We start from the raw sequence: 22,749 nt of genomic DNA, 5'->3' as shown, positions 1-22,749 counted from the left end.
GTGCCAGCGAGGGAAGTTCCGATTTCCGGAACAAAGCCTCGACTCGGCGGTTGCTTGGCAAAAGGAGACAGTCATGCGAAAGCTTCCATTTCTCACCCTCGCGGCCGCAGTCCTTGTTGGCGGTGCAACATCGCTTCAGGCGGCCAATGAAGCCGAATTCCTCAATTCGCTCGATGGACAATGGTCGGGAGGCGGCATGGTCAAGATCAGGACCAATCGTGACCCGATCAACGTGACTTGTAATTTCCAGTCGAACGGAATCGAAACCGCGCTTTCTCTCGACGGCAAATGCCGCGGTCTGCTGGTTGTCAGCCGATCGATCTCCGTCGACCTGAAGACGGACGGCGGCCGGTATCACGGCCAATACCTGGGCGCGGGAACGGGCCCCGCCAATCTGGCGGGATCGCGCGAGGGTAACCAGATCAACCTGACGATCAGGTGGGCCAAGGAGGTCAATGGCGACCGCCGTGCGGAATTGAAAGTGCGCAAGGTCGGCGACAATGGCATGAAGCTGACGACTGTAGATGTCGATCCGGAAAGCGGAAAGCGCGTGGTCACCAGTGAAATCAATCTGGTACGGGAGTAGTCGCCCGCTGTTTGCGAGCTGATGGGGAAGAGCCGGTTAGCATTATCGGAAAATCAGGCATGACTGTCGAAAGCACACTGTTCGAGCGAAGTGATTGGGTTCCCAACAATCCGACTTTGCCTGTGCTTATCTATCGCCGGGCATTGCCCTTGCATGCCGACATGGCGGCCGAGTTTGAGGAAAGCTTCAGGCAGAACGGCTGGCAGGGCCTGTGGCGCAACGGCGTGTTTTCCTATCAGCATTATCACACACATGCCCATGAAGTGCTGGGTATTGCTCGCGGGCAGGCGCACTTGCTGATCGGCGGACCTGCCGGACGCAAGATGAAAGTCGGTTCGGGCGACTGCCTGGTCCTGCCTGCGGGGACCGGACATATGCGGTTGAGCGCGAGCGACGATTTCCTGGTTGTCGGCGGCTATCCGCCGGGTCAGCATGCCGACATCCGCACGGCTGATCCAGGTGAGGCAGGGCTTGCAGCCATCAAAGCGGTGGCTCTACCGCGGACCGATCCCATCGAAGGGCGAGATGGCGCTCTTGTGAAGCTATGGAAATCGCACGAGTGAAACGTCCTAAAGCGCACTTGCTCTCGAACGGATTTTGAACCCGGGTTCACAGCCTTTGCGGACAATCTTGCAGCGAAGAGGTTGTTCGCTGCGATTTTTTATGTAGGACAACGGGCGGGTCCGCCATCCTTAGTCAAGCGTACCCGACGGTCGGCTGGACGACAGGGAGTTCGCATTGAGATATTTCGTGACGGGAACCGCTGGTTTCATCGGGTTCCATCTTGCTAAGCGGCTCCTGGACGATGGGCACTCCGTCACCGGTTTCGATGGCATGACCCCCTATTACGACGTATCGTTGAAGGCGCGGCGCCACGCGATTCTCAGGCGTTACGAACGCTTCCGCCCGGTGATCGGCGTGCTGGAGGACAAGGACGCGCTGCTGGCTGCCGCGCAGGAAGCCGAGCCCGACGCGATCATTCATCTCGCGGCACAGGCCGGCGTCCGCTACAGCCTGGAAAACCCCAAGGCCTATGTCGATTCCAATCTGATCGGCTCGTGGAACCTGCTGGAAGTCGCCAAGCACATCCGCCCTGCTCACCTGCTTCTCGCATCTTCCTCGTCGGTCTATGGCGCGAACGAGAAAATCCCCTTTGCCGAAGACGACCGCGCCGACGAGCCGATGACGCTCTACGCGGCGACCAAGAAATCCATGGAATTGATGGCGCACAGTTATGCGCATCTCTACGATATCCCGACCACGGCATTCCGCTTCTTCACGGTCTATGGTCCCTGGGGCCGGCCCGATATGGCGCTCTTCAAATTCGTCGATGCTATCCTGCATGACCGCGAGATCGAGATCTATGGCGAAGGCAAGATGAGCCGTGACTTTACCTATGTCGATGATCTCGTCGAAGGGATCGTCCGGCTGATCGGGATCGTGCCGGATGAAGGGAACCGCATCGTCGTGGATGGCGTGTGTGATACATTGTCCCTCCAGGCGCCCTTCCGCGTCGTCAATATCGGCGACGGTCACCCGGTCGAGCTTATCCGCTTCGTCGAGACGATCGAGCGGGCCATCGGCAAGCCGGCAATCCGCAAGTTGTTGCCGATGCAGCAAGGCGATGTGCCGCGCACCTATGCGTCGTCCGGGCTGCTCAATGCGCTGACCGGATTTACGCCACAGGTTGATGTGGAGGAGGGCGTGAAGGCCTTCGTCGATTGGTATCGTGCCGAGATCATGCGATAGCGGCGCAAGCGGGGATAGATCATGGAATTCAAGACCTTCGACATTTGCGGACCCTTGTTGATCGTGCCGAAGCGTATCGGCGACACGCGCGGATGGTTTGCCGAGACATTTCGTGCCGATCTTTTCCTGGAGAATGCTGGGCCGGTGGAGTTCGTCCAGCACAATCAGTCGATGTCGGCAGCCAAGGGTACGGTTCGCGGGATGCATTTTCAGCTGGAGCCCATGGCGCAGGGCAAGCTCGTGCGCTGCCTGAAGGGCGCTATCCTCGATGTTGTCGTCGATATCCGCCGGTCGTCGCTGACGTTCGGGCAGCATGTCTCAGCGGAACTGACTGCGGAGAATGGGCATCAACTCTGGGTGCCACCCGGCTTTGCGCATGGCTTCGTCACGCTTGTCGAGAACACGGAAGTCTTTTATCTGGTGACCTCCCGCTACAGTCCCGCGCACGACCGAGGGCTGTTGTGGAGCGATCCGGCACTTGGCATCGATTGGCGGATCCGCGAAGGAGAGGCCCAGCTTTCGGACAAGGATCGGAAACTGCCTGTGCTAAATGATCTCCAGGACCTTTTCGACTAACATCCATGTGATGGGAATATCATGCGTATATTGGTGACAGGCGGGGCGGGCTTTATCGGATCGGCGCTTGTTCGCCATCTCGTAAGAGACGTCGGCGCTGAGGTGCTCAACGTCGACAAGCTGACCTATGCCGGCAATCTTGCATCGCTGAAGACCATCGAGAATGCCCCGAACCATCGTTTTCTCAAGGCCGACATCTGCGATGGCGTGGCCATGCATGCCGCGTTCACGGAGTTCCGGCCAGATCGCGTGATGCACCTTGCGGCGGAGAGCCACGTCGATCGCTCGATCACAGGTGCTGCCGATTTTGTCCAGACCAATGTCATGGGGACGTTCCAGTTGCTGGAAGCCGCGCGTCGCTATTGGAACGGCTTGCAGGGCGCCGAGAGGGACGCGTTCCGTTTCCTGCATGTGTCGACAGATGAAGTCTACGGCTCTCTTGGCGACGAAGGACTGTTTCACGAGACGACGCCCTATGATCCGTCGTCACCCTATTCCGCCTCCAAGGCGGCCAGCGATCATCTGGCAATCGCCTGGCAGCGGACATACGGCCTGCCCGTCGTCGTGTCCAATTGCTCCAACAATTACGGACCCTATCATTTCCCGGAAAAACTGATCCCGCTCATTATTCTCAATGCGCTCGAGGGAAAGCCGCTGCCGGTCTATGGCCAGGGCGTGAATATCCGTGACTGGCTCTATGTCGAGGACCACGCACGCGCGCTTGACCTGGTTGCTTCGAAGGGGCAGGTGGGCGAGAAATATAATGTCGGTGGCCGCAATGAGCGCCGCAACATCGACGTCGTCAGCCGCGTGTGCGAAATCATGGACCGGCACAATCCATCCGGCGGTCCGCACGAGCGCTTGATCAACTATGTCACCGACCGTCCCGGTCATGATGCACGCTATGCCATCGATGCAACGCGTCTGGAAACCGAGTTGGGCTGGAAGGCGCTGGAGACGTTCGATACGGGAATAGAGAAAACCGTGGCCTGGTATATCGAGAACGGCTGGTGGTGGAAGCCGCTTCGCGACAAGGTCTATTCCGGCGAGCGACTGGGCGTCTTGAAGAAGGATTGATCGATGCGGATCGCGGTGACCGGCAAGCAGGGGCAGGTGGCGCAATCGCTGGCCGAGATCGGACCCGATAGGGACGTCGAGATCGTTCTCGTGGGGCGTGCGGAACTCGACCTGCAAGATGCTTCGACAGTGTATGAAGCAATCTCCCGGGCGAAGCCGGATATCGTTGTCTCCGCCGCTGCCTATACTGCTGTGGACAAGGCCGAGTCCGAACCGGGCCTAGCTTTTGCAGTCAATGCTGCGGGTGCCGGGGCGGTTGCCGAAGCGGCGGCAAGGCTGGGTGTTCCGGTCATTCATCTCTCGACGGACTACGTCTTCGACGGCTCGCTGGATCGGCCCTATCGCGAGGATGACGAGGTCGGGCCGGCGTCGGTCTATGGCGCATCCAAGCTCGAAGGAGAGCGGCTTGTTGCTTCTGCAACGCCAGATCACGTGATCTTCCGCACGGCATGGGTCTATTCCCCGTTCGGTAACAATTTCGTCAAGACTATGCTCCGGCTTGGAGAGACGCGGGGAGAGGTCGGTGTGGTCGCGGACCAGATCGGTTGCCCGACGTCGGCGCTGGACATCGCCGAAGCGATCATCGCCGTGGCCGCGAAACTTGCAGCGGAGCCCTCATCAGACCTTCGCGGTATCTTTCATCTCACCGGATCGGGCCAGGCGAGCTGGGCCGATTTTGCCGAGCATATCTTCAGGTCAGCCGTAGCCGCGGGCAGGACGCCGGTAAAGGTGAACCGGATCACGACTGCGGATTATCCGACGCCGGCCCGGCGTCCGGGAAATTCGAGGCTGTCTGGCGAGAAGCTGCAGCAACGATATGAAATTCAATTGCCGTACTGGCGAGGGTCGGCGGATCGTGTCATCAGGCGCCTGTTGTCGGATGTCTAAGGGAGAACTGCATGAAGGGCATCATACTTGCCGGCGGCAGCGGAACGCGGTTGCATCCGATGACGATTGCGATCAGCAAGCAAATCCTGCCGGTCTATGACAAGCCGATGATCTATTATCCGCTGACCACGTTGATGCTGGCTGGCATCCGCGAAATCCTGATCATTTCGACGCCGCATGACATGCCGCATTTCCAGAAGCTGCTCGGTGATGGCAGCCAGTGGGGTATCTCGTTGTCCTATGCGGTGCAGCCGAGCCCGGATGGTTTGGCACAGGCCTTCATCATCGGCGCGGACTTCATCGGCGCATCGCCCTCATGCCTTATCCTCGGCGACAACATCTTCTTCGGTCATGGACTGCCCGAATTGATGAATGCTGCGAAGGCAAAGGGCAGGGGAGGCAATGTCTTCGCCTACCATGTCGTCGATCCCGAGCGCTACGGCGTGGTCGAATTCGATGACAAGATGAAGGCTCTCTCCATCGAGGAAAAGCCTCAAAAGCCGAAATCCAACTGGGCGGTGACGGGGCTCTATTTCTACGACGCTCAGGTCATCGACATTGCCGCCAACCTCAAGCCGTCGTCGCGCGGCGAGCTCGAGATCACGGATGTCAACCGGATCTACCTGGAACGCGGCGAACTGGACGTCTCCATCATGGGGCGGGGCTATGCCTGGCTCGATACCGGAACGCCCGACAGCCTGCTCGAGGCGAGCGAATTCGTGCGCACATTGGAGAAACGCCAGGGATTCAAGATCGCCTGCCCGGAAGAGATTGCCTTGGGGCAGGGTTTCATATCCGAAGCGGAGTTCGAGGCGCTCGCTTTGAAATTCGGCAAGAGCGACTATGGGCGCTATCTGAGGTTCGTGCTGAAGGATTGGTCATAGCTCGTACCAAAACAGGACTGTCATCTCTGCCCGCTAGGGTTTTCATCCTTAGGCGTCGGCGCCGATCGGTTCGCGGGCACCGTCACGCGAAGGAACCAAGCCTCAGGCCCCGGCGCTGAAGAACAACAGGCGGGTTAAGCTCGTATAGTTCGACTCCGAAATCATCAGTGCGACGAAGACGAGCACCAAGATAGGCGGAAGCAGGATCACGTATACAAGTGCAAGCCGCTCCCATGCCATGTGCATGAAGACGGCGACGATGAGTCCTGCCTTCAGCATCATGAAGACGATGATCAGGGACCAGCGCAGGTAGCCCTGGATGCCGAAATAGTCGACCATGTAGGAGCAGGCGCTGAGTATGAAAAGCCAGCCCCAAACCACGAGATAGAGCTTGATCGGATGCTGCTGGGTGGACGTCGCTGCCGTGTGCGTCACCCCGGAATCCACTGTCGTTTCTGACATCGCATCACCTCACCAGAGATAGAAAAACGCGAAGATGAACACCCAGACGAGATCGACGAAGTGCCAGTAGAGGCCCATGATCTCGACGACTTCGTAATTGCCCTTGCGGCTGGTGAAGAAGCCCCGTCGCTCCGTGTCGAAATCCCCCCGCCAGACCTTGCGTGCGATGATCAGGAGAAAGAGCACGCCGAAGGTGACATGGGTGCCGTGAAAGCCTGTGATCATGAAGAAGGACGAGCCGAATTGCGCCGCCCCCCAGGGGTTCCCCCAGGGCCGCACGCCTTCATGGATCAGCTTCGACCATTCGAACGCCTGCATGCCGACGAAGGCGGCGCCGAGGATGGCGGTCAGCAGCATGAGCGCCGCAGTCTTGCGCCGGTCCCTGCGGTACCCGAAGTTGACGGCCATGGCCATGGTGCCGCTGCTGCTGATGAGCACGAAGGTCATGATCGCGATCAGGATGAGCGGGATCTCGTGGCCGCCAATGGTGAGCGCGAAGACCTTGCTCGGATTGGGCCAGGGGACCAGGGTCGACATGCGAGCCGTCATGTAGCTGAGCAGAAAGCACCCGAAGACGAATGTGTCGCTCAACAGGAAGATCCACATCATGGCCTTCCCCCAGGACACGTTCTTGAACGCGCGCTGGTCCGAGGACAGATCCGCGGCAACGCCGCGCAGCCCAGCGGGCCGTACAATGGGTCCGGTTGCGTGAGTTTCGGCAGTCTGCGACACGATCGATACTCCCTATGAGAGCAATTGCCCGCAAATCTCGATGAAATCCCGCGCCCAGCCGGCAAAGAGCGCGAGCAGGATCAACCAGACGACAAGCATGAAATGCCAATAGGTGGTGCATAATTCGACGCCGAGGCGCATACCCGATGTCACCTCGCTGCCCCGTGCCTTGATCATCGTTCGGCCAAGCGCCAAAAGCCCGCCGAGGATGTGAAGGCCATGCATGCCCGTTATCACGTAGAAGAAGCTGCTCGCCGGATTGCCCGCCAGACCGTAGCCTTCGGCTGTCAATTCGCGCCATGCGAGGATCTGACCGGCGAGAAAGAGGACCGCCAGCGCAAAGGCAACAAAGAGAGCGAGCCTCATCGTATTGGCGCGACCGTGCTGCGTTTCGAACCCCGCCCATTCCAGAGCGACGCTGCTCAAGATCAGCACCGCCGTGTTCAGCCAGAGCTGACGGGGAAGCGGCGTCGACCACCACTCGCTTTCCCCGACGCGCATGAGGTAGGCGCTGATGAAGAGGCTGAAGAGAGAGCCGACGACTGCCAGAAACACGCCGAGACCGATCTTGGCCGGTTCCATCGGCGGGCGCTCCCCGATGGCCGGCTTTTCGAGGTGTCCAACCTCCAGCCACGGCCGGGATGTCAGGCGCTGGCGGGTCATCCACCAGATGACGACCGCCGCGATGCCCGCGAGGAAGATCAGCATGACGGTCATGATGCCGCCTCGCGCGTCATTGGGCTGAGCCCGGGCTGGTTCTGCGGGATGAAATCCTCCGGTGCCCCGGGCACGCTGTAGTCATAGGCCCACCGGTAGACGACCGGCAGTTCCTTGCCCCAGTTTCCATGCGCCGGCGGTGTCTGCGGCGTCTGCCATTCGAGCGTCGTGGCGCGCCATGGATTGCCGCCCGACGGCTTGCCACGTGTCAGGCTCCAACCCAGATTGAACAGGAACAGCACCTGCGCCGCGCCGACGATCAGCGCAACGATGGTGATGAACTCGTTTAGGGTATGCGCCGAAGGCGGCATGAAGGACATCTCGCCCAGTTCGTAATAGCGGCGCGGCACGCCAAGCAAACCGATATAGTGCATGGGAAAGAAGATCGCGTATGCGCCGACGAACGTGACCCAGAAGTGGATCTGGCCCATGACCTCGTCGAGCATGTGCCCCGTGATTTTTGGATACCAGTGGTAGATGGCGCCGAAGACCACCATGATCGGCGCCACGCCCATCACCATGTGGAAGTGCGCCACGACGAACATCGTGTCGGAGAGCGGCACATCGACGACCACATTGCCGAGAAACAGCCCCGTCAGCCCGCCGTTGACGAAGGTGACGATGAAGGCGAGCGCGAAAAGCATCGGCAGCGTCAGATGGATATCGCCGCGCCAGAGCGTCAGAACCCAATTGTAGACCTTGATCGCCGTGGGCACCGCGATGATGAGCGTGGTGGTGGCGAAAAAGTATCCGAAGGCCGGATTCATGCCGCTGACATACATATGATGCGCCCAGACGACGAAGCTCAGCACCGCAATGATGAGGATCGCCCAGACCATCATCCGGTATCCGAAAATGTTCTTGCGTGCATGCGTGCTGATGAGGTCCGAGACGATGCCGAAGGCCGGAAGCGCCACGATATAGACCTCGGGATGGCCGAAGAACCAGAACAGATGCTGGAACAGGATCGGGCTGCCGCCCCCATGCTTGAGCTGCTCCCCCATCTCGACGATCGCCGGCATGAAGAAGCTCGTCCCGAGCAGCCGGTCGAACAGCATCATGACGGCAGCGACGAACAGTGCCGGAAAGGCGAGCAGCGCCATCACCGTCGCGGTGAAGATGCCCCAGACGGTCAGAGGCATGCGCATCAGTGTCATGCCGCGCGCGCGGCCCTGCAGCACGGTCACGACATAGTTCAGGCCGCCCATGGTGAAGCCGATGATGAACAGGATCAACGACGACAGCATCAGGACGATGCCCCAGTCTCGACCGCCAGGCGTGCCCGACATCACCGCCTGGGGCGGATAGAGCGTCCATCCGGCGCCTGTCGGCCCGCCCGGCGCAAAAAAGCCGGCGACCAGCACTAGCACGGCGAGCAGGTAAATCCAGTAGCTGAGCATGTTCGCATAGGGGAACACCATATCGCGGGCGCCCACCATCAGCGGAATGAGATAGTTGCCGAAACCGCCGAGAAACAGTGCGGTCAGCAGGTAGATCACCATGATCATGCCGTGCATGGTGATGAATTGGTAGTAGCGTTCGGCATCGATGAAAGTGAAGTAGCCGGGAAATCCGAGCTGCAGCCGCATCAGCCAGGAAAGCACCAGCGCCACCACGCCGATGGCCGTGGCGGTCAGCGCATATTGGATGGCGATCACCTTGGCATCCTGGCTGAAGACATATTGTGTCCACCAGCTTTTCGGATGGTAGAGTTCCACATCCTCGACTTCGGCGGGCTGTATGATGGCTTCATCGCCCGTTCGGACATCAACCATATTCTTCCTCCCGGTTCCTCCCGGCGTCTCACATCCCAATGCCCAAGCCGGCGGCTTCAGTCCGCCGGCGGATTTTCCACCGATGCGGTCATCTGCGAGAAAGTCTGCTGCTCGCGCAGCCAGGCTTGATAGGTGGCCTCGTCTTCGACGACGACCGTGCCCCGCATCTGCGAGTGAGCGACACCGCAGAGTTCCGCACATAGAATTTCGAAGGTTCCCGTGCGCGTCGGGGTGAACCAGAAATAGGTGACGCTGCCGGGGATCATGTCCATTTTCGCCCGGAATTCGGGCACATAGAAGTCGTGCAGAACGTCCGTCGAGCGGAGCAGGATGTGAACCGGCTTGCCGATGGGCAGATGCAGTTCACCGCTCTGGACGATGACGTCGTCGAGGCCTGCCGCATCGCCGGGATCCACCCCCACAGGGTTATCGGCGCTGACCGCGCGCGTATCGGCCCGGCCAAGTTTTCCATCCGTTCCGGGAAGCCGGAAACTCCATAGCCATTGCTGGCCGAGTACCTCCACGGCGGAGGCATCGGAGGGCACGGTCACGAACTGTTTCCACACGATGAGGCCGGGCGCCAACATGGCTGCCACGCCGATCGCGGTACCGATGGCAAGCCACGATTCGAGCCGGCGGCTCTCGGGCTGGTAGGCTGCGACATTTCCAGGGCGATGCCGGAAGCGCCAGACGCAATAGGCCATGAAGGATACGACAAGCGAGAAGACGACGCCGGTGATCCAGAAGGTTATCACGATGGTATCGTCGATATAGCTCCAGTTTGACGCGATCGGCGTCCACCACCACGGGCTCAGCAGGTGGAACACGATGGAAGCAACCACCACCACGACGAGAAGCAGCACTACGGCCATTCTGCCCCCCTGACCCGGTCACGACGCCATCGCACATGATCCGGCAAGAGAATTTTTAGCATTATCTCATAAACATCTCATACGTGCAAACCACGGGCTGAGATGCCTTATCAGGCGCCGCTCATCCCGGCTACTTGGAAAACTGCTTCAGATAGGCAACGACATTGGCGATGTCGACTTCGTCCTTCAGCCCCGGAAACACCATCTTGGTTCCCTTCACCTTTTTCCTCGGATCGTGGAGATAGTCGCGCAGCGTTGCTTCATCCCAGACAAGTCCGCCTTCGCCGGCGGCCAGCATCGCCGGTGAGTACTTGAAATCCGGATGCGTCCCCGCCTTGCGGCCCAACACGTGGTTCAGCGACGGGCCAACCTTGTTCTTGTCGGTGTCCACCACATGACAGACCGCGCATTTCTTGAACACGGCTTCGCCTGCTGTCGCATCACCCTCCTGCGCGTGGCCACCGAGAGCCGAAACAAACACAAGTGGCAGACTGATGAAAATTGCACGACACTGCATGATTCCCTCGCTCCGTTGCACCGGTCCCTCCAGGAAACGGCGGATTCAATCAAACTCGTCTCCCGATACTCAGAGCGCTCCATCCTCCTCCATCGGGACGATCAGTTTGCGATAGAAGTGCCAGGTCGCATGACCAAGGACGGGCAGGACGATCGCGAGTCCGATAAAGAACGGGATCATGCCGGCGACGAGCAAGCCCGCGACGATCAGGCCCCAGAGCGCCACTGGCCAGGGATTGGCAAAGGTGGCACGAATGCTCGCATTGATCGCCACGCCTGTGCGGACATGACGGTCGAGAAGCAGGGGGAACGTCACCACCGTCGTCGCGAGCACGACGACGGCGAAGAAGAAGCCGATGATATTTCCCCACAGGATCATGAACCAGCCCGCCGGGGTCGTGAACACATCCGACACGAAGGAGAAGATCGACGCCGGAGCAGTCTCGCCGAAGCTTGCGACATAGATTCGCTGGGCCACCATGAGCCACACGATGAACAGCACCAGCAGCAGGACACTGACGGCGATGATGGACGGCATGGCTGGCGAGTGGCGCACTTCGAGCGCATGAAACCAGGAGCTATCCAGCCCCTGCTCTCGACGCCGACTGATTTCGTAAAGGCCGAGCGCTGCGATCGGCCCCAGAAGCGCGAAGCCCGACATCAAGGGATAGAGCAGCGGCACCAGGTTCTCACCAACGCTCCAATACGCCAGGACGATGCCGGCGATCGGGTACATCAGACAGAGAAAAACGTAGTGCGATGGCTTCGCGTTGAAGTCTTCCAGCCCCAGCCTCAGCGCATCCATGATGTCTGCGGTGCCGACCTTTCGAACCACGGGGCGCGCATATTCGCCGCGCGCGTTGACCATGACATGAGATGTCGCCATAGCGTCTCTCCCTCCCAGTCGCAATCCGTTGGCAGCGTACATAGACTCGTCATGCGTTCGCCGCCAGAACCACAACCGGAACATTATCAGATCCGGCCGGGTTTGTCGCCTCCTCGGCAGCGAGGCCGGACGGAAGATGCCTATTCCAGCGATCGACCTTTGCGATGTGGGAAATGGTGCACGCCCCCGCGGCACCGCTCAGTGCAGATCTAATTGAGAACTGCTGGCCGCTCACCCTTCAGGTTCTGAGCCTGGGGAGCGACCGGGCTTGACGCAAAAAAGCCGCCACATTTCTGTGACGGCTTTGATTTGGTTGCGGGGGCCTGAAACCACCGAGACTTGTAACCTCAGACCATATGCGTTCAGCAAGAGGCGGAAATCATTTCTTCATAAGGCCCCTGTCACGGCAGCTTCGCGCCACTAGCGGTCCAAGACGCTCAAGACGTTGTCGCCCTATGGCGGCGTCGTGCTTTCCGTTGGCCGACAAAGGCTATTTCATAGTGATGGTGAGGTCGTCTACACCGAACGTTAGCATAAGTCCGTTGCGCTCGACCGATAGCTCCAGATAGACGCCGTTGGAATTTTTCAGCCACATCTTGCCGCGACTGGTTTTACCAACAACAAAACCAGTTCTCGTAGCGGTGTACCGACCCGCGAACTGCCGCCTGGATTTAAGATTGTAGACCGTGCCAGTGGCTTTGATCGAAGCAAAGCCGGTCCCGCCGAACCCAAGGCCATTGATTTTAAATGGATAGCTATGGCCGCCAATATGCAGGACGCCTTTTCCCATTCCGACGGTCAGATAGTAACCGGCCTGGCGCTGAACAATATCGACGGTTCCGCTGGGACGGAGCTTTTTATCAGCGGCCTCCGACCACGTCGACGCGACTAAGAAAGCGAGGAATGCAAGGGCAAATTTAGGAAAAGGGGTCATAAGATCCTCAGTGGGACAGTTCAACCGGACGGAATCCCCTAGCCATCGCAGCAAACTATCTTCAAACACGGGCTTTGTCTAGAAATGTGCAGCTCGCAGCACAGTAAACACTATGATCTGATCAAACCCACCCAAGTTGCCGCAAACTACTAACTAATTGGACTTGGCCGCCTTAATTTGAGGTGTTGGGAGCAGAACCACGGACCGAGCTATTCGACCGTGATCGTGATTGCTGCTCCGCGCCAAAAGCGGTCAAGACGCCTCGGAAGACCGCGCGGTTTGGCCAATTGAGTGGCGCTGGCCAAGCCTATGGGTCGGACGTTCCCTAAGTAGGTCGGTCGCGACGGCGTCGCGGCTGCGCCAATAAATTAGTTCATCACGCGTCGGGGTTGCCCTGGATGGGGATTAGGCTCCAGACTCAATCAAGCCCACCAGATGACAAGAGCAGCGATGTAGCATGTCGCTGCGAAGTTGAGCATCAGCTTGTCATATCGTGTCGCGACACGCCTCCAATCCTTGAGACGGCAGAAGGTGCGTTCAATAATATTTCTGCGCCTGTAGGCGACAGGGTCGAAGGGTTGCATCCTCTTTCGAGTAGGGTTGTTGGGAATGACCGGCTCGGTGCCGCGCTTGATGAGGAAGTCGCGTAAAGCATTGCTGTCGTAAGCAGTGTCTGCGGCGCATAGGCGGCTCGGAGGCAGAGGCGCGAGCAGCGGAATGGCAACGGGTGCGTCGCCACGCTGTCCAGGCGTTATTCGCAGTGCGATGGGACGGCCGCAACCATCGACAACAGCATGGATTTTTGTCGATCTGCCGCCTCGCGAGCGACCGATTGCTTCGCCATCCGCCCCCCTTTTCCGCCGGCCGCTGATCGATGGGCCTTGGCAGTGGTGCTGTCGATCATATGGATATCCCGATCGCTGGTTTGCACCAAAGCCTCAAACAACCGACGCCAGATTCCCCGTGCCGACCAGCGATGAAACCGGTTGTAGATTGTCGTTGCCGGTCCATAGCAGGTAGGACAATCTTGCCATCGACAGCCCGACCGTAGCACATGAATGATCCCGCTGATCACCCGGCGGTCGTCAGTGCGATGCGCGCCGGGTTGATTGGTCGGAAGCAGAGGCGCAATGACGGCCCACTGCTGATCGCTAAGCCAGAACTCTCCTGCCATGATCCAAAGCTCCCATTGTCATGGCAGTGAATCACAAGGCAAAAATACAATCAATAGTTTGATTGGGTTTGGAGCCTAGTGCGAGACATCTGTTGCGAAGCGGCTGACAAGGTGCGTCGGATTGTGAGATTCCAACGTTACGCCCTAGGTCGTGTGGACATTTATCTGATCCACAGGTCGATAGCAGCGATTGTGACGACTGCGCGGTGATTTCTTGCGGGAAGCGGGTGGCAACTCTGCGAAAGTGCTCGAGTTTCGAGAAGCAGCATTCGATGAGGTGGCGCTGAGTATAGAGGTGCTTGTCCAGCGGATGTTTTTGAGCGCGAGACGGATTGTTGGGGATCACCGCCACAGCGCCTTTCTCTGCGATGACGTCTCGCAGATGATCGCTGTCATAAGCGGTATCGGCCATGACGATGTCGGCCGGCAGGCCTTCGATTAGGGTATCGGCTTGCGGCGCATCGCCCTTCTGGCCGGCGGTCAGCGTGAAGCGGACCGGGCAGCCGAGACCACGCACAGCCATGTGTATCATATTAGAGCGCTGGCAGATTCACGCAGCCTGGCCCGGTCTTGATGAGAGTTCAGTTGCAGCGCTGGCCGGGGCATATCAAGTCGATGTTCAATCTGTCGACGTGATATCCTCGGCAGAAGGTGATCGGCGGTTCTTAAAGGCGAGACTGGCTTTGCTTTCGATCTCATTGGGACAAGGCGGAGTTGAAATGCACGCATAATATTTGGACAGCAGTCATATCGGTGAACACTGTCCAAACTCTGGCGGCTCAGCTTAACGCTATTGTCAATTTATGCTTTCATTTTGCCAAGGACCACGTGATAGTCTCCCGAAGACGTCCGGAGAAGTAGTATGAGCGTAGAAATGCAAGTAGCCACACTGGTGATCGGTGGCCTTGTGATTTGGGTAGTTGTCAGTTTTTATTGGCTGCGCGTTCTGGCCTGTGCCGGACTCCTTGTTGTTTGGGGTGTTGTAGCAGTGCTGGGGCCAATCTATCTGGCGGCCGAGGCCTTCCAGGGAGGTCAAATCGACAAGAGCGTGTTTATCTTGCTTGTCTGTGCTGTCACTGGCGGTCTGTGGTACTTTGCATTTAATGCTGCCCGCGATTGGTATCGTCGAATGAAGAGAGTTGGTTTCTCAAAGAAGCGCTGGAATGCACGGTGACGACCCGGCAATCAAACGCTCGTCATCAGCGGCAGTCACATTCTGGTTCCGCTCAAAACCGCATCTCGAACTCGAACGGAAGGTGTGCTTCAAGCACAATCGCTGGTTTGGGTGTGCGAGCCCGGCAACGACAACACAATTGGCGGGTTAAATCGAAAGCGTCTCAGATTTCATCGCCGTGTTCGACCGGATTATCGGTTTGTCAGCCCTGAAATGATGGTGCTTTGTAAGTTAACCAACATGCCTCATGCAGCTTTTCATTCGCAGCAATTCTGATACGTAAATATTTTAGTAACCAAGACACGGCTCGCCTTTCGTAAGGTGCTGGCCAGGGAAAGCGTCGAGACCTGCATGGGAAATGAAATTGATATCAAGAGCATTCTGGGTTTGGTCAGGCGGCAGATCTGGATAATTGTGTCAGTTGTAATTGGCATCCTCGCGCTTACTGTACTTGCTACTCTCTCGCTTACCCCGAGTTATACAGCAACGGCCAAAGTTCTGGTCGACCCGAGCTACAAGGATTTGCTCAGGCCAGCGGCCGACACTCAGTATTCGAACACCGACAACTTCAAGGTCGATAGCGAAGTCGCGCTGATTGCCACCGACAATGTCATGCTACAGGTCATTCAAGACTATGGTCTCGTGAATGACAGCGAATTCGGCGTGTCCTTCAAACCCGCTAGCGACCTATTGACACGCCTAGGCCTGAGACGATCCACTCCGATGACCGGATCGCGGGCGTTGGCTCTCGTCCTTGGCAATTTAAATAAATCAGTCGATGTTGCACGTGACGGCCTCACCTACCTCATCTCGGTCTCCGTGACGTCCCAAGATCCTGCCAAGGCAGCAAAACTGACAAACGCGCTGGTCGATGCGTATATTCAACAGCAGATCCAGTCAAAGATCTCTCAGGTCGTCGCCGGCCGTCGAAGCCTGCAGACACGCGCTGACGAGGCAAACAACGCACTCGTCGCCAGTGAGAGGCAGTTTGATCAGTTTTTGACTGAGAATCTCGATCGCATCGAAAAGGAGACTGGGTCGACTGACATCTCTCGCCTGCGCGCTGAACTTGAAAGAATTCAGAAAGAGCGCAATGAGCAGTCGGGCGCCATCCAATTGGCCGAACTCAGCATGAAGTCGGGGGACTATTCGGCGATAATTGGAGCGTTGCAGGACGAGGCTTTCGCTCAGCTTGAGTCGCGCCGTGCGAAACTCAGCTCCCAATTGGCACTTTCGGCGGAAAATAGTGCTGACGCCCTGGACCTTCGTGCAGAACTTCAGAAGGTAGAGAAGTCGCTCAAAAATCGCGCTGCCGCTGAGGTGAACTCGATCAAAAAGGAGATCGCGACAGCGGAGAAGAATGCCGGCGATGTGCGCCAGCAACTTCGCACGTCAATCCTTGCCAGCAACTTGCCTCCAGAAGTCCTGACGAACATTTATTCGATGCAGCAGACTTCCGAGATCGCACGTACCCAATATCAGAACATGTTGGCACGCATTCAAGAACTTGATGCACAAGCGACCCTGCAGGTTCCCGATAGCCGGGTGGTCTCGGCCGCCCTCGTGCCGGCAATTCCATCATTTCCAGACAAGCGGATCATACTCATCGCTGCCTTCGTCGTTGCGCTCGGGCTCGGCTTTGGCTTTGCTATTTTGCGCGAGCATTTCATCGGAGGCTTTGTAAACGACGAGCAGATTGAATCTGTGCTGAGAGTTCCTTTGGCTTCGGTTATGCCTCGTCAATTGGCAGGAGAAGTGACGCATTCGATTGCCGACCTTACGTTAACGGCGCCCTTATCGATGTTTTCCGAAGGCGTTCGCCGGATCAGGGTGAAAATCGAGCAAATGCTTTTCAAGCGCAATGGCGGGAAACCATTGGAAACTCGTGACGGCATCACCATCCTCGTGTCGTCGACCGAACCTGGTGAAGGCAAGTCCACCGTTTCCCTTGCGCTTGCGAGAACTCTATCCGCATCAGGAAAAAAGGTCGTGCTCATCGACTGCGACCTTCGCAAGCCTACTATTCACAAGCTGCTTGGGCTTGAGGCGAGCACTGAACTGGTAGAATTGCTTCGCGGCAATGAGATACCGCAGCTTTTCACCAAGATCACGATCAAGGATCCGTTGAGCAACCTCACTGCTATCGTTGGCGGTAGGGTAGGCGATCAAGCGACAGATGAATTGCTAATGGGTGACAGAATTTCCCGTCTCCTCGCTGCCGCGAAGAAACACTTCGATTACGTCGTCATCGATACGCCGCCGGTCGATCCAGTTGTCGATTCCCTGTATCTGGCGCGCCACGCGGATGTAATCGCCTTCATCGTTCGCTGGGCAAGCACCTCACAATCGTTGGCGAAGAAATCTATTGCCGCTTTGGTTGAAAGCGCCCAACCCGGCACGCCCGTCGTCGCTGTGCTCAATCAAAAAGAACAAGCTAAGATTGCCGGATATTACAGATACTCGGGTTATTACACAAAATAGTATCGTATTTGGGATTTGCGTATTTCTGTTGCCGTAGACTCCTCCTTCTGCGCCGGATCGACAGGGGATAAACATCCAGCGGTTTGATGATGGTCTCGCAGTAGTCGACGGGGCCAATCGGCAACATCTGCGGATTGGCTCGACACGAGCGCCGGACGATGTTCGCCAATGAGGAAGTTATCGCTTCGGCGAGTGATCGAGTTCCGCCTGGGCAAAATAGCGGAGGCCTGGGGTAACATCTCATTGTTCCAACGGAGGTCGCGGGTCCGACACGCCAGAGCTTGCATCTTGCCGGCGATGTCTCTCGGCGGACCAGATCGCTTCTGCAATCGATCTCGACTGTCTTGCCACTCATGGCTGTATGTGCCGAGCTCCCGATGTTGGCGGCGGTCGCGGAAACCGTCGCCGCCGGTCGCGGTGGGTGTTCGGATTCGACCAAGCGCCGGAGTGGCGTTCGGTCGAGAATTTGTTCGCCGTTCTGCTTGTCACTGCTCCGTTTTCTAACGAGTGGGCCGGCGACAACCTTGGAGCAATTCATTTCCTTCGGTCAGCGACCGCTTCATCTCCCAGATTCAGGCTCCGAAAGGCCTTAGGCATGATACACTTTTGCACGCGACAGATGCCATGGACCTTACCTGCCGCGCCCTGAGCTTTCGGGGCTCTTTCACCCCAACAGCAAGTTCAATATGCGCGAAAGCGTGCGAACCGCCCACTCGTGGCATATGTTCATACCGCCGTAATGAATATATTCAGTAGAAGCGTCCGCCTTGTCCAGATTGTCTGTTTAAAGTACGCATGGTCGGCGCAGATTCCATTTTGGCAAAAAGTGTGCCTAGGCAGCAATTGGTCGTAGCAAAGGGTGAATAGGCTGGCTTTAAGCGGGATATTCATATAAAAAATTGCGCCGCTCTGGATAGTTCTAGTGAGTCCGCTATTGGTTACTATGGGCGCTGAGTCTCCTTTTTGAGCATCACGGCATAAGTGATTTGCTGTTTAGACGGCGACGCGCTCAATATTTGATCAATAAAGTTTTATGACAACTGCACGAAGCTTTCGCGGTTAACTATTGACTAACTATGGGGGTGACAATAGCGCAGAAATACTGTAGTTCCTGTTGTTAACTAATTGTTAACGGTAGAGTTCTTGGTCTAAGGGCCGTGGATAGGTGTTTCCAGATGAGTGAGATGGATGCAGGTATGGGTTCCATGTTGTTGCAACCTGTTGCCCAACAGGAAAATATTGATGCGCGCCAATTTGGAGCTTATCCGAGCCAGCTTATATTCAAGCGTGCAGTGGACATTGCTGTATCGTTCGGCGCTCTGCTTGTTCTGTCGCCATTTTTCATCATTATCGCATTGGCGATTAAATTCACTAGCCCTGGGCCCGTGCTCTTCCGGCAAGTCAGATGGGGCTTGGACCAGCGAACTTTTGAAGTGCTCAAGTTCCGCTCAATGCGCTTCGAAGAGTGCGACACGTCCGGCGTGGCTCAGACCGTGGAAAATGATCCGAGGTTGACGCTCGTTGGGTCGTGGTTTCGCAAGTCGAACATCGACGAACTGCCCCAGTTGTTCAATGTGCTGATCGGCGACATGTCATTGGTTGGGCCGCGCTGTCATCCGGTCGGCATGCTCGCCTGCGGAAAACCATATGAAGAATTGGTGAGCAATTATCATCAGCGTCACAAGATGCGACCAGGCATAACAGGCCTCGCGCAAGTGCGAGGTCTCAGAGGGCCGACTGTCCAGGGGAGCAAGGCTCGCCAAAGGATAGTCTGCGATCTCTACTATATCCAGCACTTTTCCCTCTGGCTGGATGTCAAGATCATCGCGTGCACAATTAAGAACGAGCTGTTTGGGGGGACCGGCTTTTAGTCTTTAATTTGATGGCTCCTCGCAGGAGCTAGAGTGGGGAATGTCAACTCGTGAAAAAAATTCTTGTTACAGGCGGCGCAGGTTTCTTGGGCGCATTTCTGTGCGAACGACTGTTGGCTGAAGGTCATCAGGTCACTTGCCTTGACAACTATTATACCGGCGCGAAAGCAAATATCGGCCATCTTCTCGGCCGCAACGGCTTCAATCTCATCGAACAATCGGTCTGTGATCCTGTCGCCGGAGCCTATGATGAAATTTATAATTTTGCATGCCCGGCGTCTCCGCCGAATTATCAGGCTGATCCGATATACACATTCAAGACCAGTGTTCTCGGCACGCTGAACATGCTCGAGCATGCCAGGAAATGGGGCGCAAAAATCCTCCAGGCATCCACTTCGGAGGTCTATGGCGATCCGCTCGTCCATCCGCAGAACGAACCCTATTGGGGCAACGTCAATCCGATCGGTGTCCGATCCTGCTACGACGAGGGCAAGCGTGGCGCCGAAACCCTGATCTACGATTTTCAAAGGCAACACGCGATCAACGTTCGCGTCGTGCGCATCTTCAATACCTATGGCCCAGGCATGAACCCGGGAGACGGTCGTGTTGTCTCGAACTTTATTGTTCAGGCGCTGAGGGATCAGAACATAACAATCTATGGCGACGGCCGCCAGACGCGGTCGTTCTGCTATCGTGACGATCTCGTCGAAGGCATCATCCGGCTGATGAACGCACCCGACAATGTCTCTTTTCCGGTCAATATCGGGAACCCCGCGGAATTCACCATCCGTGATCTGGCGAATATCGTGCTTGAGACCGTGTCATCGCGGTCAAAACTGATTTTCGTCCCGCAACCTCAAGATGATCCGATGCAACGGTGCCCCGATATATCTCGGGCCCGGGAGTATCTTCGTTGGGAGCCGAAGGTGGCCCTTCGTGAGGGGCTTGTGGCTACAGTTGAGTATTTTAGTGAGCGAGTAGCGATCCAAGCCGTTCAGGGCGTGAAGATCGCGTAGGGAGCGTAGGATGAAAATAGTAATCATCGGATCAGGCTATGTCGGCTTGGTCGCTGGCGCGTGTTTTGCTGAACTTGGACATCACATAATCTGCGTAGACAATGATGCTCGCAGGGTTCTGGCCCTCAGGAATGGAGTCATTCCCATCTACGAGCCGGGTCTCAAGGAAATGGTAAAGGCAAACGTGGCAGTTGGTCGCCTAAGCTTCACAGAGGACCTTGAGAGCGCACTCAAAGGTGCGCGAGCCGCCTTCATCGCAGTCGGGACGCCGCCGCGTCCCACGGATGGCCACGCCGACATGAAGTCTGTGTATGCGGTAGCTCGCGCCATCGGCGAGAAGGCGAGCGGGGACCTGGTGGTGGTTGATAAATCGACTGTTCCCGTCGGGACTGGCGACGAAGTCGAGCATATACTTAAAAGCGCTAACAGGCCGTTCCGCTTCGCAGTAGTTTCCAACCCCGAATTCTTACGCGAGGGCGCTGCAATTGACGATTTCCTCAGGCCGGACCGCGTTGTCATCGGGGCAGAAGATGGATGGGCTAGGGAAATCGTCTCACAAATCTACGATGTCGAGAGTTTCAAGTGCGCGTCAATGCTACACACTTCTCGTCGCTCGGCTGAACTCTTGAAATATGCCGCCAACGCCTTTCTGGCGATGAAGATCACGTTCATCAACGAAATAGCCGACCTTTGCGAAGCTGTAGGCGGTGATATACGCGACGTAGCTGATGGCATCGGCCTCGACAGTCGAATAGGGCGAAAGTTCCTCAATGCCGGTCCGGGCTATGGCGGGTCGTGCTTCCCAAAGGACACCCTCGCCATCTCGAAGATTGCGCGCGACTATCGTGTAGAACTCCGTACGGTCGAGACCGTAATACAGGTCAACGAGAGCCGGAAGCGTGCGATGGCGCTGCGCGTTCTCGATGCCTGCAACGGCTCGGTCCAAAATAAGACGATTGCGATCCTCGGCCTGGCTTTTAAGGCCGACACGGATGATATGCGTGACGCGCCATCGATTCCGCTCGTGCAAGCGCTGCAGGATTTCGGAGCCCATATCCGTGCCTACGATCCTGAAGCGATGGATAACGCTCGGAAGATATTCTCGAATGTCACCTTCTGCGGAGGAGTGCTCGAGGCGGCTGCTGGAGCCGACGCCGTCGTGTTTATGACCGAGTGGAATGAATTCCGGCACATCAATTTGAACACACTGCACTCAAGGATGGCCTCATCCGTCTTTGTCGATCTCCGTAACCTGTTTTCGGAAAACGTGGTCGCCGCTGCCGGATTCGACTATTGGTGCATAGGCCGCAAGAATGCCGTGGCACAGACGTTGCGCGATCCGCTCGCCGTGCAGCGAAGGATTGCTGCGATATGAAGCCGCTGCCGTTTTCCAATGTAGAGTTCCGAATTGGAAGGGACGAGAGTTCAGCGATGTGCTGGTCCCAGCGAAAAGTTCGAACTGGCTGCCCGTGCGGACGTGGGCGCAATTCCGTAATACCCCGCCCTGCACTTCAAAGCCCATCCAGTGGGAAATACTGCTGGGCGGTTACATGAGCAGCCGCCTGGAACTGCGAACCGGCGGTGTCCGGCCCCCGTGGCATTCCGTCCTCGGAATGCGACTCGACCACATTGACTGGCCTGACGGCGTGCAATTGATTATTGACCGTGCGGCCTCGGGAGAATCCGGCTATTGCTGTGTCCCCGATGCAAGGGAATGCGTAATGTGCTACGATGATCCTGCGCATTTGTTGATCGTTAACAATTCTGTTCTCGTTTTGTCGGATAGCACTATCCTTCAACGTTGCAGGGCACTGCTTTACCGGGTTCGCGTGGCTGAGACGATTAAGGGTGCGGATCTAATGCTGGAACTTTGCAGAACCGCCGAAGCAAAAGGTCTCAGTATCGGATTGGTCGGCGGCAAGGATGACGATGTCCTCGAGGCGCTGCGTCGTGAACTATATCTTCGATTTCCACGCCTTCAGATTGTGATTGCGATATCGCCGCCGTTCGGTCCAACTTCCGAGGAAGAAGATCATGCCCAATTGGACGCGATCCGGGCATCCGGTGCCCAGCTGATCTTTGTAGGTCTTGGCTGCCCAAAACAGGAACGCTGGATGGCGAAGCACCACGCGCATGTCAACGCCACGATGGTCGGTCTTGGCGCGGCTTTCGATTTTATTTCGGGCGCGGTCAAGCCATCCGCGCCATGGGTGCATCGATATGGATTTGAATGGCTGTATCGGCTTGCATCGGAGCCTCGACGGCTATGGAGGCGGTATCTCTTGACGGCACCCAGGTTTTTTGCATTGGTCGTGGTGTCCCATCTGAAAAGCAGCGTATCGCGAGCGCGGCAAGCCTGATGAATGATCGCTGAGGGAA

General features: G+C 57.2%; 21 protein-coding genes and 2 pseudogenes. 13 read left to right on the top strand and 10 right to left on the bottom strand.

Features of this window, described 5'->3' with window-relative positions; translation table 11 throughout:
* The first annotated feature begins 73 nt into the window (after nt 1–73).
* From IHQ71_RS14505 to rfbA, 7 genes are all read left to right on the top strand, one after another.
* On the top strand, nt 74–586 hold the full coding sequence (locus tag IHQ71_RS14505; RefSeq protein WP_258162674.1) for a hypothetical protein: 513 nt from the start codon (nt 74–76) through the stop codon (nt 584–586).
* A gap of 59 nt (nt 587–645) precedes the next feature.
* Nucleotides 646–1,149 (top strand): cupin domain-containing protein, encoded by a 504-nt coding sequence (locus IHQ71_RS14500; RefSeq protein WP_258162673.1) that lies wholly within the window; start codon nt 646–648, stop codon nt 1,147–1,149.
* A 175-nt stretch (nt 1,150–1,324) separates the two neighbouring features.
* On the top strand, nt 1,325–2,335 hold the full coding sequence (locus IHQ71_RS14495; RefSeq protein ID WP_258162672.1) for an NAD-dependent epimerase: 1,011 nt from the start codon (nt 1,325–1,327) through the stop codon (nt 2,333–2,335).
* A 21-nt stretch (nt 2,336–2,356) separates the two neighbouring features.
* A complete protein-coding gene (gene rfbC / locus IHQ71_RS14490) occupies nt 2,357–2,911 on the top strand; it encodes a dTDP-4-dehydrorhamnose 3,5-epimerase (protein WP_258162670.1) in 555 nt (184 codons plus the stop codon).
* Between the two features lie 21 nt (nt 2,912–2,932).
* Nucleotides 2,933–3,988, top strand: coding sequence for a dTDP-glucose 4,6-dehydratase (gene rfbB / locus IHQ71_RS14485; protein WP_258162668.1), 1,056 nt, complete (start codon nt 2,933–2,935; stop codon nt 3,986–3,988).
* Between the two features lie 3 nt (nt 3,989–3,991).
* Complete coding sequence (rfbD, locus tag IHQ71_RS14480; RefSeq protein ID WP_258162667.1) at nt 3,992–4,876, top strand: dTDP-4-dehydrorhamnose reductase; 885 nt, start codon at nt 3,992–3,994, stop codon at nt 4,874–4,876.
* Nucleotides 4,877–4,887: 11 nt separating this feature from the next.
* The gene (gene rfbA, locus IHQ71_RS14475) at nt 4,888–5,760 is read left to right on the top strand and encodes a glucose-1-phosphate thymidylyltransferase RfbA (protein ID WP_258162666.1); all 873 of its coding nucleotides are present in this window, start codon (nt 4,888–4,890) and stop codon (nt 5,758–5,760) included.
* A 102-nt stretch (nt 5,761–5,862) separates the two neighbouring features.
* On the opposite strand, the gene IHQ71_RS14470 is transcribed toward rfbA, so the two are convergent.
* From IHQ71_RS14470 to IHQ71_RS14425, 10 genes and pseudogenes are all read right to left on the bottom strand, one after another.
* The gene (locus IHQ71_RS14470; protein ID WP_258162665.1) at nt 5,863–6,222 is read right to left on the bottom strand and encodes a cytochrome C oxidase subunit IV family protein; all 360 of its coding nucleotides are present in this window, start codon (nt 6,220–6,222) and stop codon (nt 5,863–5,865) included.
* Between the two features lie 9 nt (nt 6,223–6,231).
* Complete coding sequence (locus IHQ71_RS14465; protein ID WP_258162664.1) at nt 6,232–6,954, bottom strand: heme-copper oxidase subunit III family protein; 723 nt, start codon at nt 6,952–6,954, stop codon at nt 6,232–6,234.
* 12 nt (nt 6,955–6,966) lie between these two features.
* Nucleotides 6,967–7,671, bottom strand: coding sequence for a cytochrome c oxidase subunit 3 (locus IHQ71_RS14460; RefSeq protein WP_258162663.1), 705 nt, complete (start codon nt 7,669–7,671; stop codon nt 6,967–6,969).
* Nucleotides 7,668–9,446 (bottom strand): cytochrome c oxidase subunit I, encoded by a 1,779-nt coding sequence (locus IHQ71_RS14455; protein WP_258162662.1) that lies wholly within the window; start codon nt 9,444–9,446, stop codon nt 7,668–7,670. The genes IHQ71_RS14460 and IHQ71_RS14455 overlap by 4 nt, the downstream gene beginning before the upstream one ends.
* Nucleotides 9,447–9,502: 56 nt before the next feature.
* On the bottom strand, nt 9,503–10,318 hold the full coding sequence (locus IHQ71_RS14450) for a cytochrome c oxidase subunit II (RefSeq protein WP_258162661.1): 816 nt from the start codon (nt 10,316–10,318) through the stop codon (nt 9,503–9,505).
* Between the two features lie 130 nt (nt 10,319–10,448).
* Nucleotides 10,449–10,835, bottom strand: coding sequence for a cytochrome c family protein (locus tag IHQ71_RS14445; RefSeq protein WP_258162660.1), 387 nt, complete (start codon nt 10,833–10,835; stop codon nt 10,449–10,451).
* A 69-nt stretch (nt 10,836–10,904) separates the two neighbouring features.
* The gene (locus IHQ71_RS14440) at nt 10,905–11,720 is read right to left on the bottom strand and encodes a DUF2189 domain-containing protein (RefSeq protein WP_258162659.1); all 816 of its coding nucleotides are present in this window, start codon (nt 11,718–11,720) and stop codon (nt 10,905–10,907) included.
* A gap of 490 nt (nt 11,721–12,210) precedes the next feature.
* Nucleotides 12,211–12,654, bottom strand: coding sequence for a hypothetical protein (locus IHQ71_RS14435; protein WP_258162658.1), 444 nt, complete (start codon nt 12,652–12,654; stop codon nt 12,211–12,213).
* Between the two features lie 488 nt (nt 12,655–13,142).
* Nucleotides 13,143–13,828, bottom strand: a pseudogene (locus tag IHQ71_RS14430) (IS5 family transposase); the annotation flags it as partial.
* 161 nt (nt 13,829–13,989) lie between these two features.
* Nucleotides 13,990–14,366, bottom strand: a pseudogene (locus tag IHQ71_RS14425) (IS5 family transposase); the annotation flags it as partial.
* 324 nt (nt 14,367–14,690) lie between these two features.
* Here IHQ71_RS14425 and IHQ71_RS14420 point away from each other — a divergent pair.
* The 6 genes from IHQ71_RS14420 to IHQ71_RS14395 all read left to right on the top strand — a co-directional run bounded on the left by IHQ71_RS14420 (nt 14,691) and on the right by IHQ71_RS14395 (nt 22,730).
* Nucleotides 14,691–15,002: a hypothetical protein gene (locus IHQ71_RS14420; protein WP_258162656.1), complete on the top strand. Its 312-nt coding sequence runs from the start codon at nt 14,691–14,693 to the stop codon at nt 15,000–15,002.
* A gap of 351 nt (nt 15,003–15,353) precedes the next feature.
* The gene (locus IHQ71_RS14415) at nt 15,354–17,483 is read left to right on the top strand and encodes an AAA family ATPase (protein WP_258162655.1); all 2,130 of its coding nucleotides are present in this window, start codon (nt 15,354–15,356) and stop codon (nt 17,481–17,483) included.
* A 1,175-nt stretch (nt 17,484–18,658) separates the two neighbouring features.
* Nucleotides 18,659–19,354 carry a sugar transferase gene (locus IHQ71_RS14410; protein WP_258162653.1) on the top strand — a complete coding sequence of 232 codons (696 nt, stop codon included), beginning with the start codon at nt 18,659–18,661 and terminating at the stop codon, nt 19,352–19,354.
* A gap of 50 nt (nt 19,355–19,404) precedes the next feature.
* Complete coding sequence (locus IHQ71_RS14405; RefSeq protein WP_258162652.1) at nt 19,405–20,370, top strand: UDP-glucuronic acid decarboxylase family protein; 966 nt, start codon at nt 19,405–19,407, stop codon at nt 20,368–20,370.
* A gap of 10 nt (nt 20,371–20,380) precedes the next feature.
* Nucleotides 20,381–21,745, top strand: coding sequence for a UDP-glucose/GDP-mannose dehydrogenase family protein (locus IHQ71_RS14400; RefSeq protein ID WP_258162650.1), 1,365 nt, complete (start codon nt 20,381–20,383; stop codon nt 21,743–21,745).
* Nucleotides 21,746–21,920: 175 nt separating this feature from the next.
* Complete coding sequence (locus tag IHQ71_RS14395) at nt 21,921–22,730, top strand: WecB/TagA/CpsF family glycosyltransferase (protein WP_258162649.1); 810 nt, start codon at nt 21,921–21,923, stop codon at nt 22,728–22,730.
* The last annotated feature ends 19 nt before the right edge of the window (nt 22,731–22,749 follow it).

The organism is Rhizobium sp. TH2 (assembly GCF_024707525.1).
In the GTDB taxonomy this organism is placed as follows: Bacteria; Pseudomonadota; Alphaproteobacteria; order Rhizobiales; family Rhizobiaceae; genus Rhizobium_E.
The sequence above is the reverse complement of the archived record's forward strand: the minus strand, read 5'-3'. Positions and strand labels throughout refer to the sequence as shown.

Excerpts from the sequence above, each read along its gene's own strand:
- IHQ71_RS14505 (WP_258162674.1), top strand. The coding sequence starts at position 74 with ATGCGAAAGCTTCCATTTCTCACCCTCGCGGCCGCAGTCCTTGTTGGC.
- IHQ71_RS14500 (WP_258162673.1), top strand. The coding sequence starts at position 646 with ATGACTGTCGAAAGCACACTGTTCGAGCGAAGTGATTGGGTTCCCAAC.
- rfbC (WP_258162670.1), top strand. The coding sequence starts at position 2,357 with ATGGAATTCAAGACCTTCGACATTTGCGGACCCTTGTTGATCGTGCCG.
- rfbB (WP_258162668.1), top strand. The coding sequence starts at position 2,933 with ATGCGTATATTGGTGACAGGCGGGGCGGGCTTTATCGGATCGGCGCTT.
- rfbD (WP_258162667.1), top strand. The coding sequence starts at position 3,992 with ATGCGGATCGCGGTGACCGGCAAGCAGGGGCAGGTGGCGCAATCGCTG.
- rfbA (WP_258162666.1), top strand. The coding sequence starts at position 4,888 with ATGAAGGGCATCATACTTGCCGGCGGCAGCGGAACGCGGTTGCATCCG.
- IHQ71_RS14470 (WP_258162665.1), bottom strand. The coding sequence starts at position 6,222 with ATGTCAGAAACGACAGTGGATTCCGGGGTGACGCACACGGCAGCGACG.
- IHQ71_RS14460 (WP_258162663.1), bottom strand. The coding sequence starts at position 7,671 with ATGACCGTCATGCTGATCTTCCTCGCGGGCATCGCGGCGGTCGTCATC.
- IHQ71_RS14455 (WP_258162662.1), bottom strand. The coding sequence starts at position 9,446 with ATGGTTGATGTCCGAACGGGCGATGAAGCCATCATACAGCCCGCCGAA.
- IHQ71_RS14450 (WP_258162661.1), bottom strand. The coding sequence starts at position 10,318 with ATGGCCGTAGTGCTGCTTCTCGTCGTGGTGGTGGTTGCTTCCATCGTG.
- IHQ71_RS14445 (WP_258162660.1), bottom strand. The coding sequence starts at position 10,835 with ATGCAGTGTCGTGCAATTTTCATCAGTCTGCCACTTGTGTTTGTTTCG.
- IHQ71_RS14440 (WP_258162659.1), bottom strand. The coding sequence starts at position 11,720 with ATGGCGACATCTCATGTCATGGTCAACGCGCGCGGCGAATATGCGCGC.
- IHQ71_RS14435 (WP_258162658.1), bottom strand. The coding sequence starts at position 12,654 with ATGACCCCTTTTCCTAAATTTGCCCTTGCATTCCTCGCTTTCTTAGTC.
- IHQ71_RS14420 (WP_258162656.1), top strand. The coding sequence starts at position 14,691 with ATGAGCGTAGAAATGCAAGTAGCCACACTGGTGATCGGTGGCCTTGTG.
- IHQ71_RS14415 (WP_258162655.1), top strand. The coding sequence starts at position 15,354 with ATGGGAAATGAAATTGATATCAAGAGCATTCTGGGTTTGGTCAGGCGG.
- IHQ71_RS14410 (WP_258162653.1), top strand. The coding sequence starts at position 18,659 with ATGAGTGAGATGGATGCAGGTATGGGTTCCATGTTGTTGCAACCTGTT.
- IHQ71_RS14400 (WP_258162650.1), top strand. The coding sequence starts at position 20,381 with ATGAAAATAGTAATCATCGGATCAGGCTATGTCGGCTTGGTCGCTGGC.
- IHQ71_RS14395 (WP_258162649.1), top strand. The coding sequence starts at position 21,921 with ATGAGCAGCCGCCTGGAACTGCGAACCGGCGGTGTCCGGCCCCCGTGG.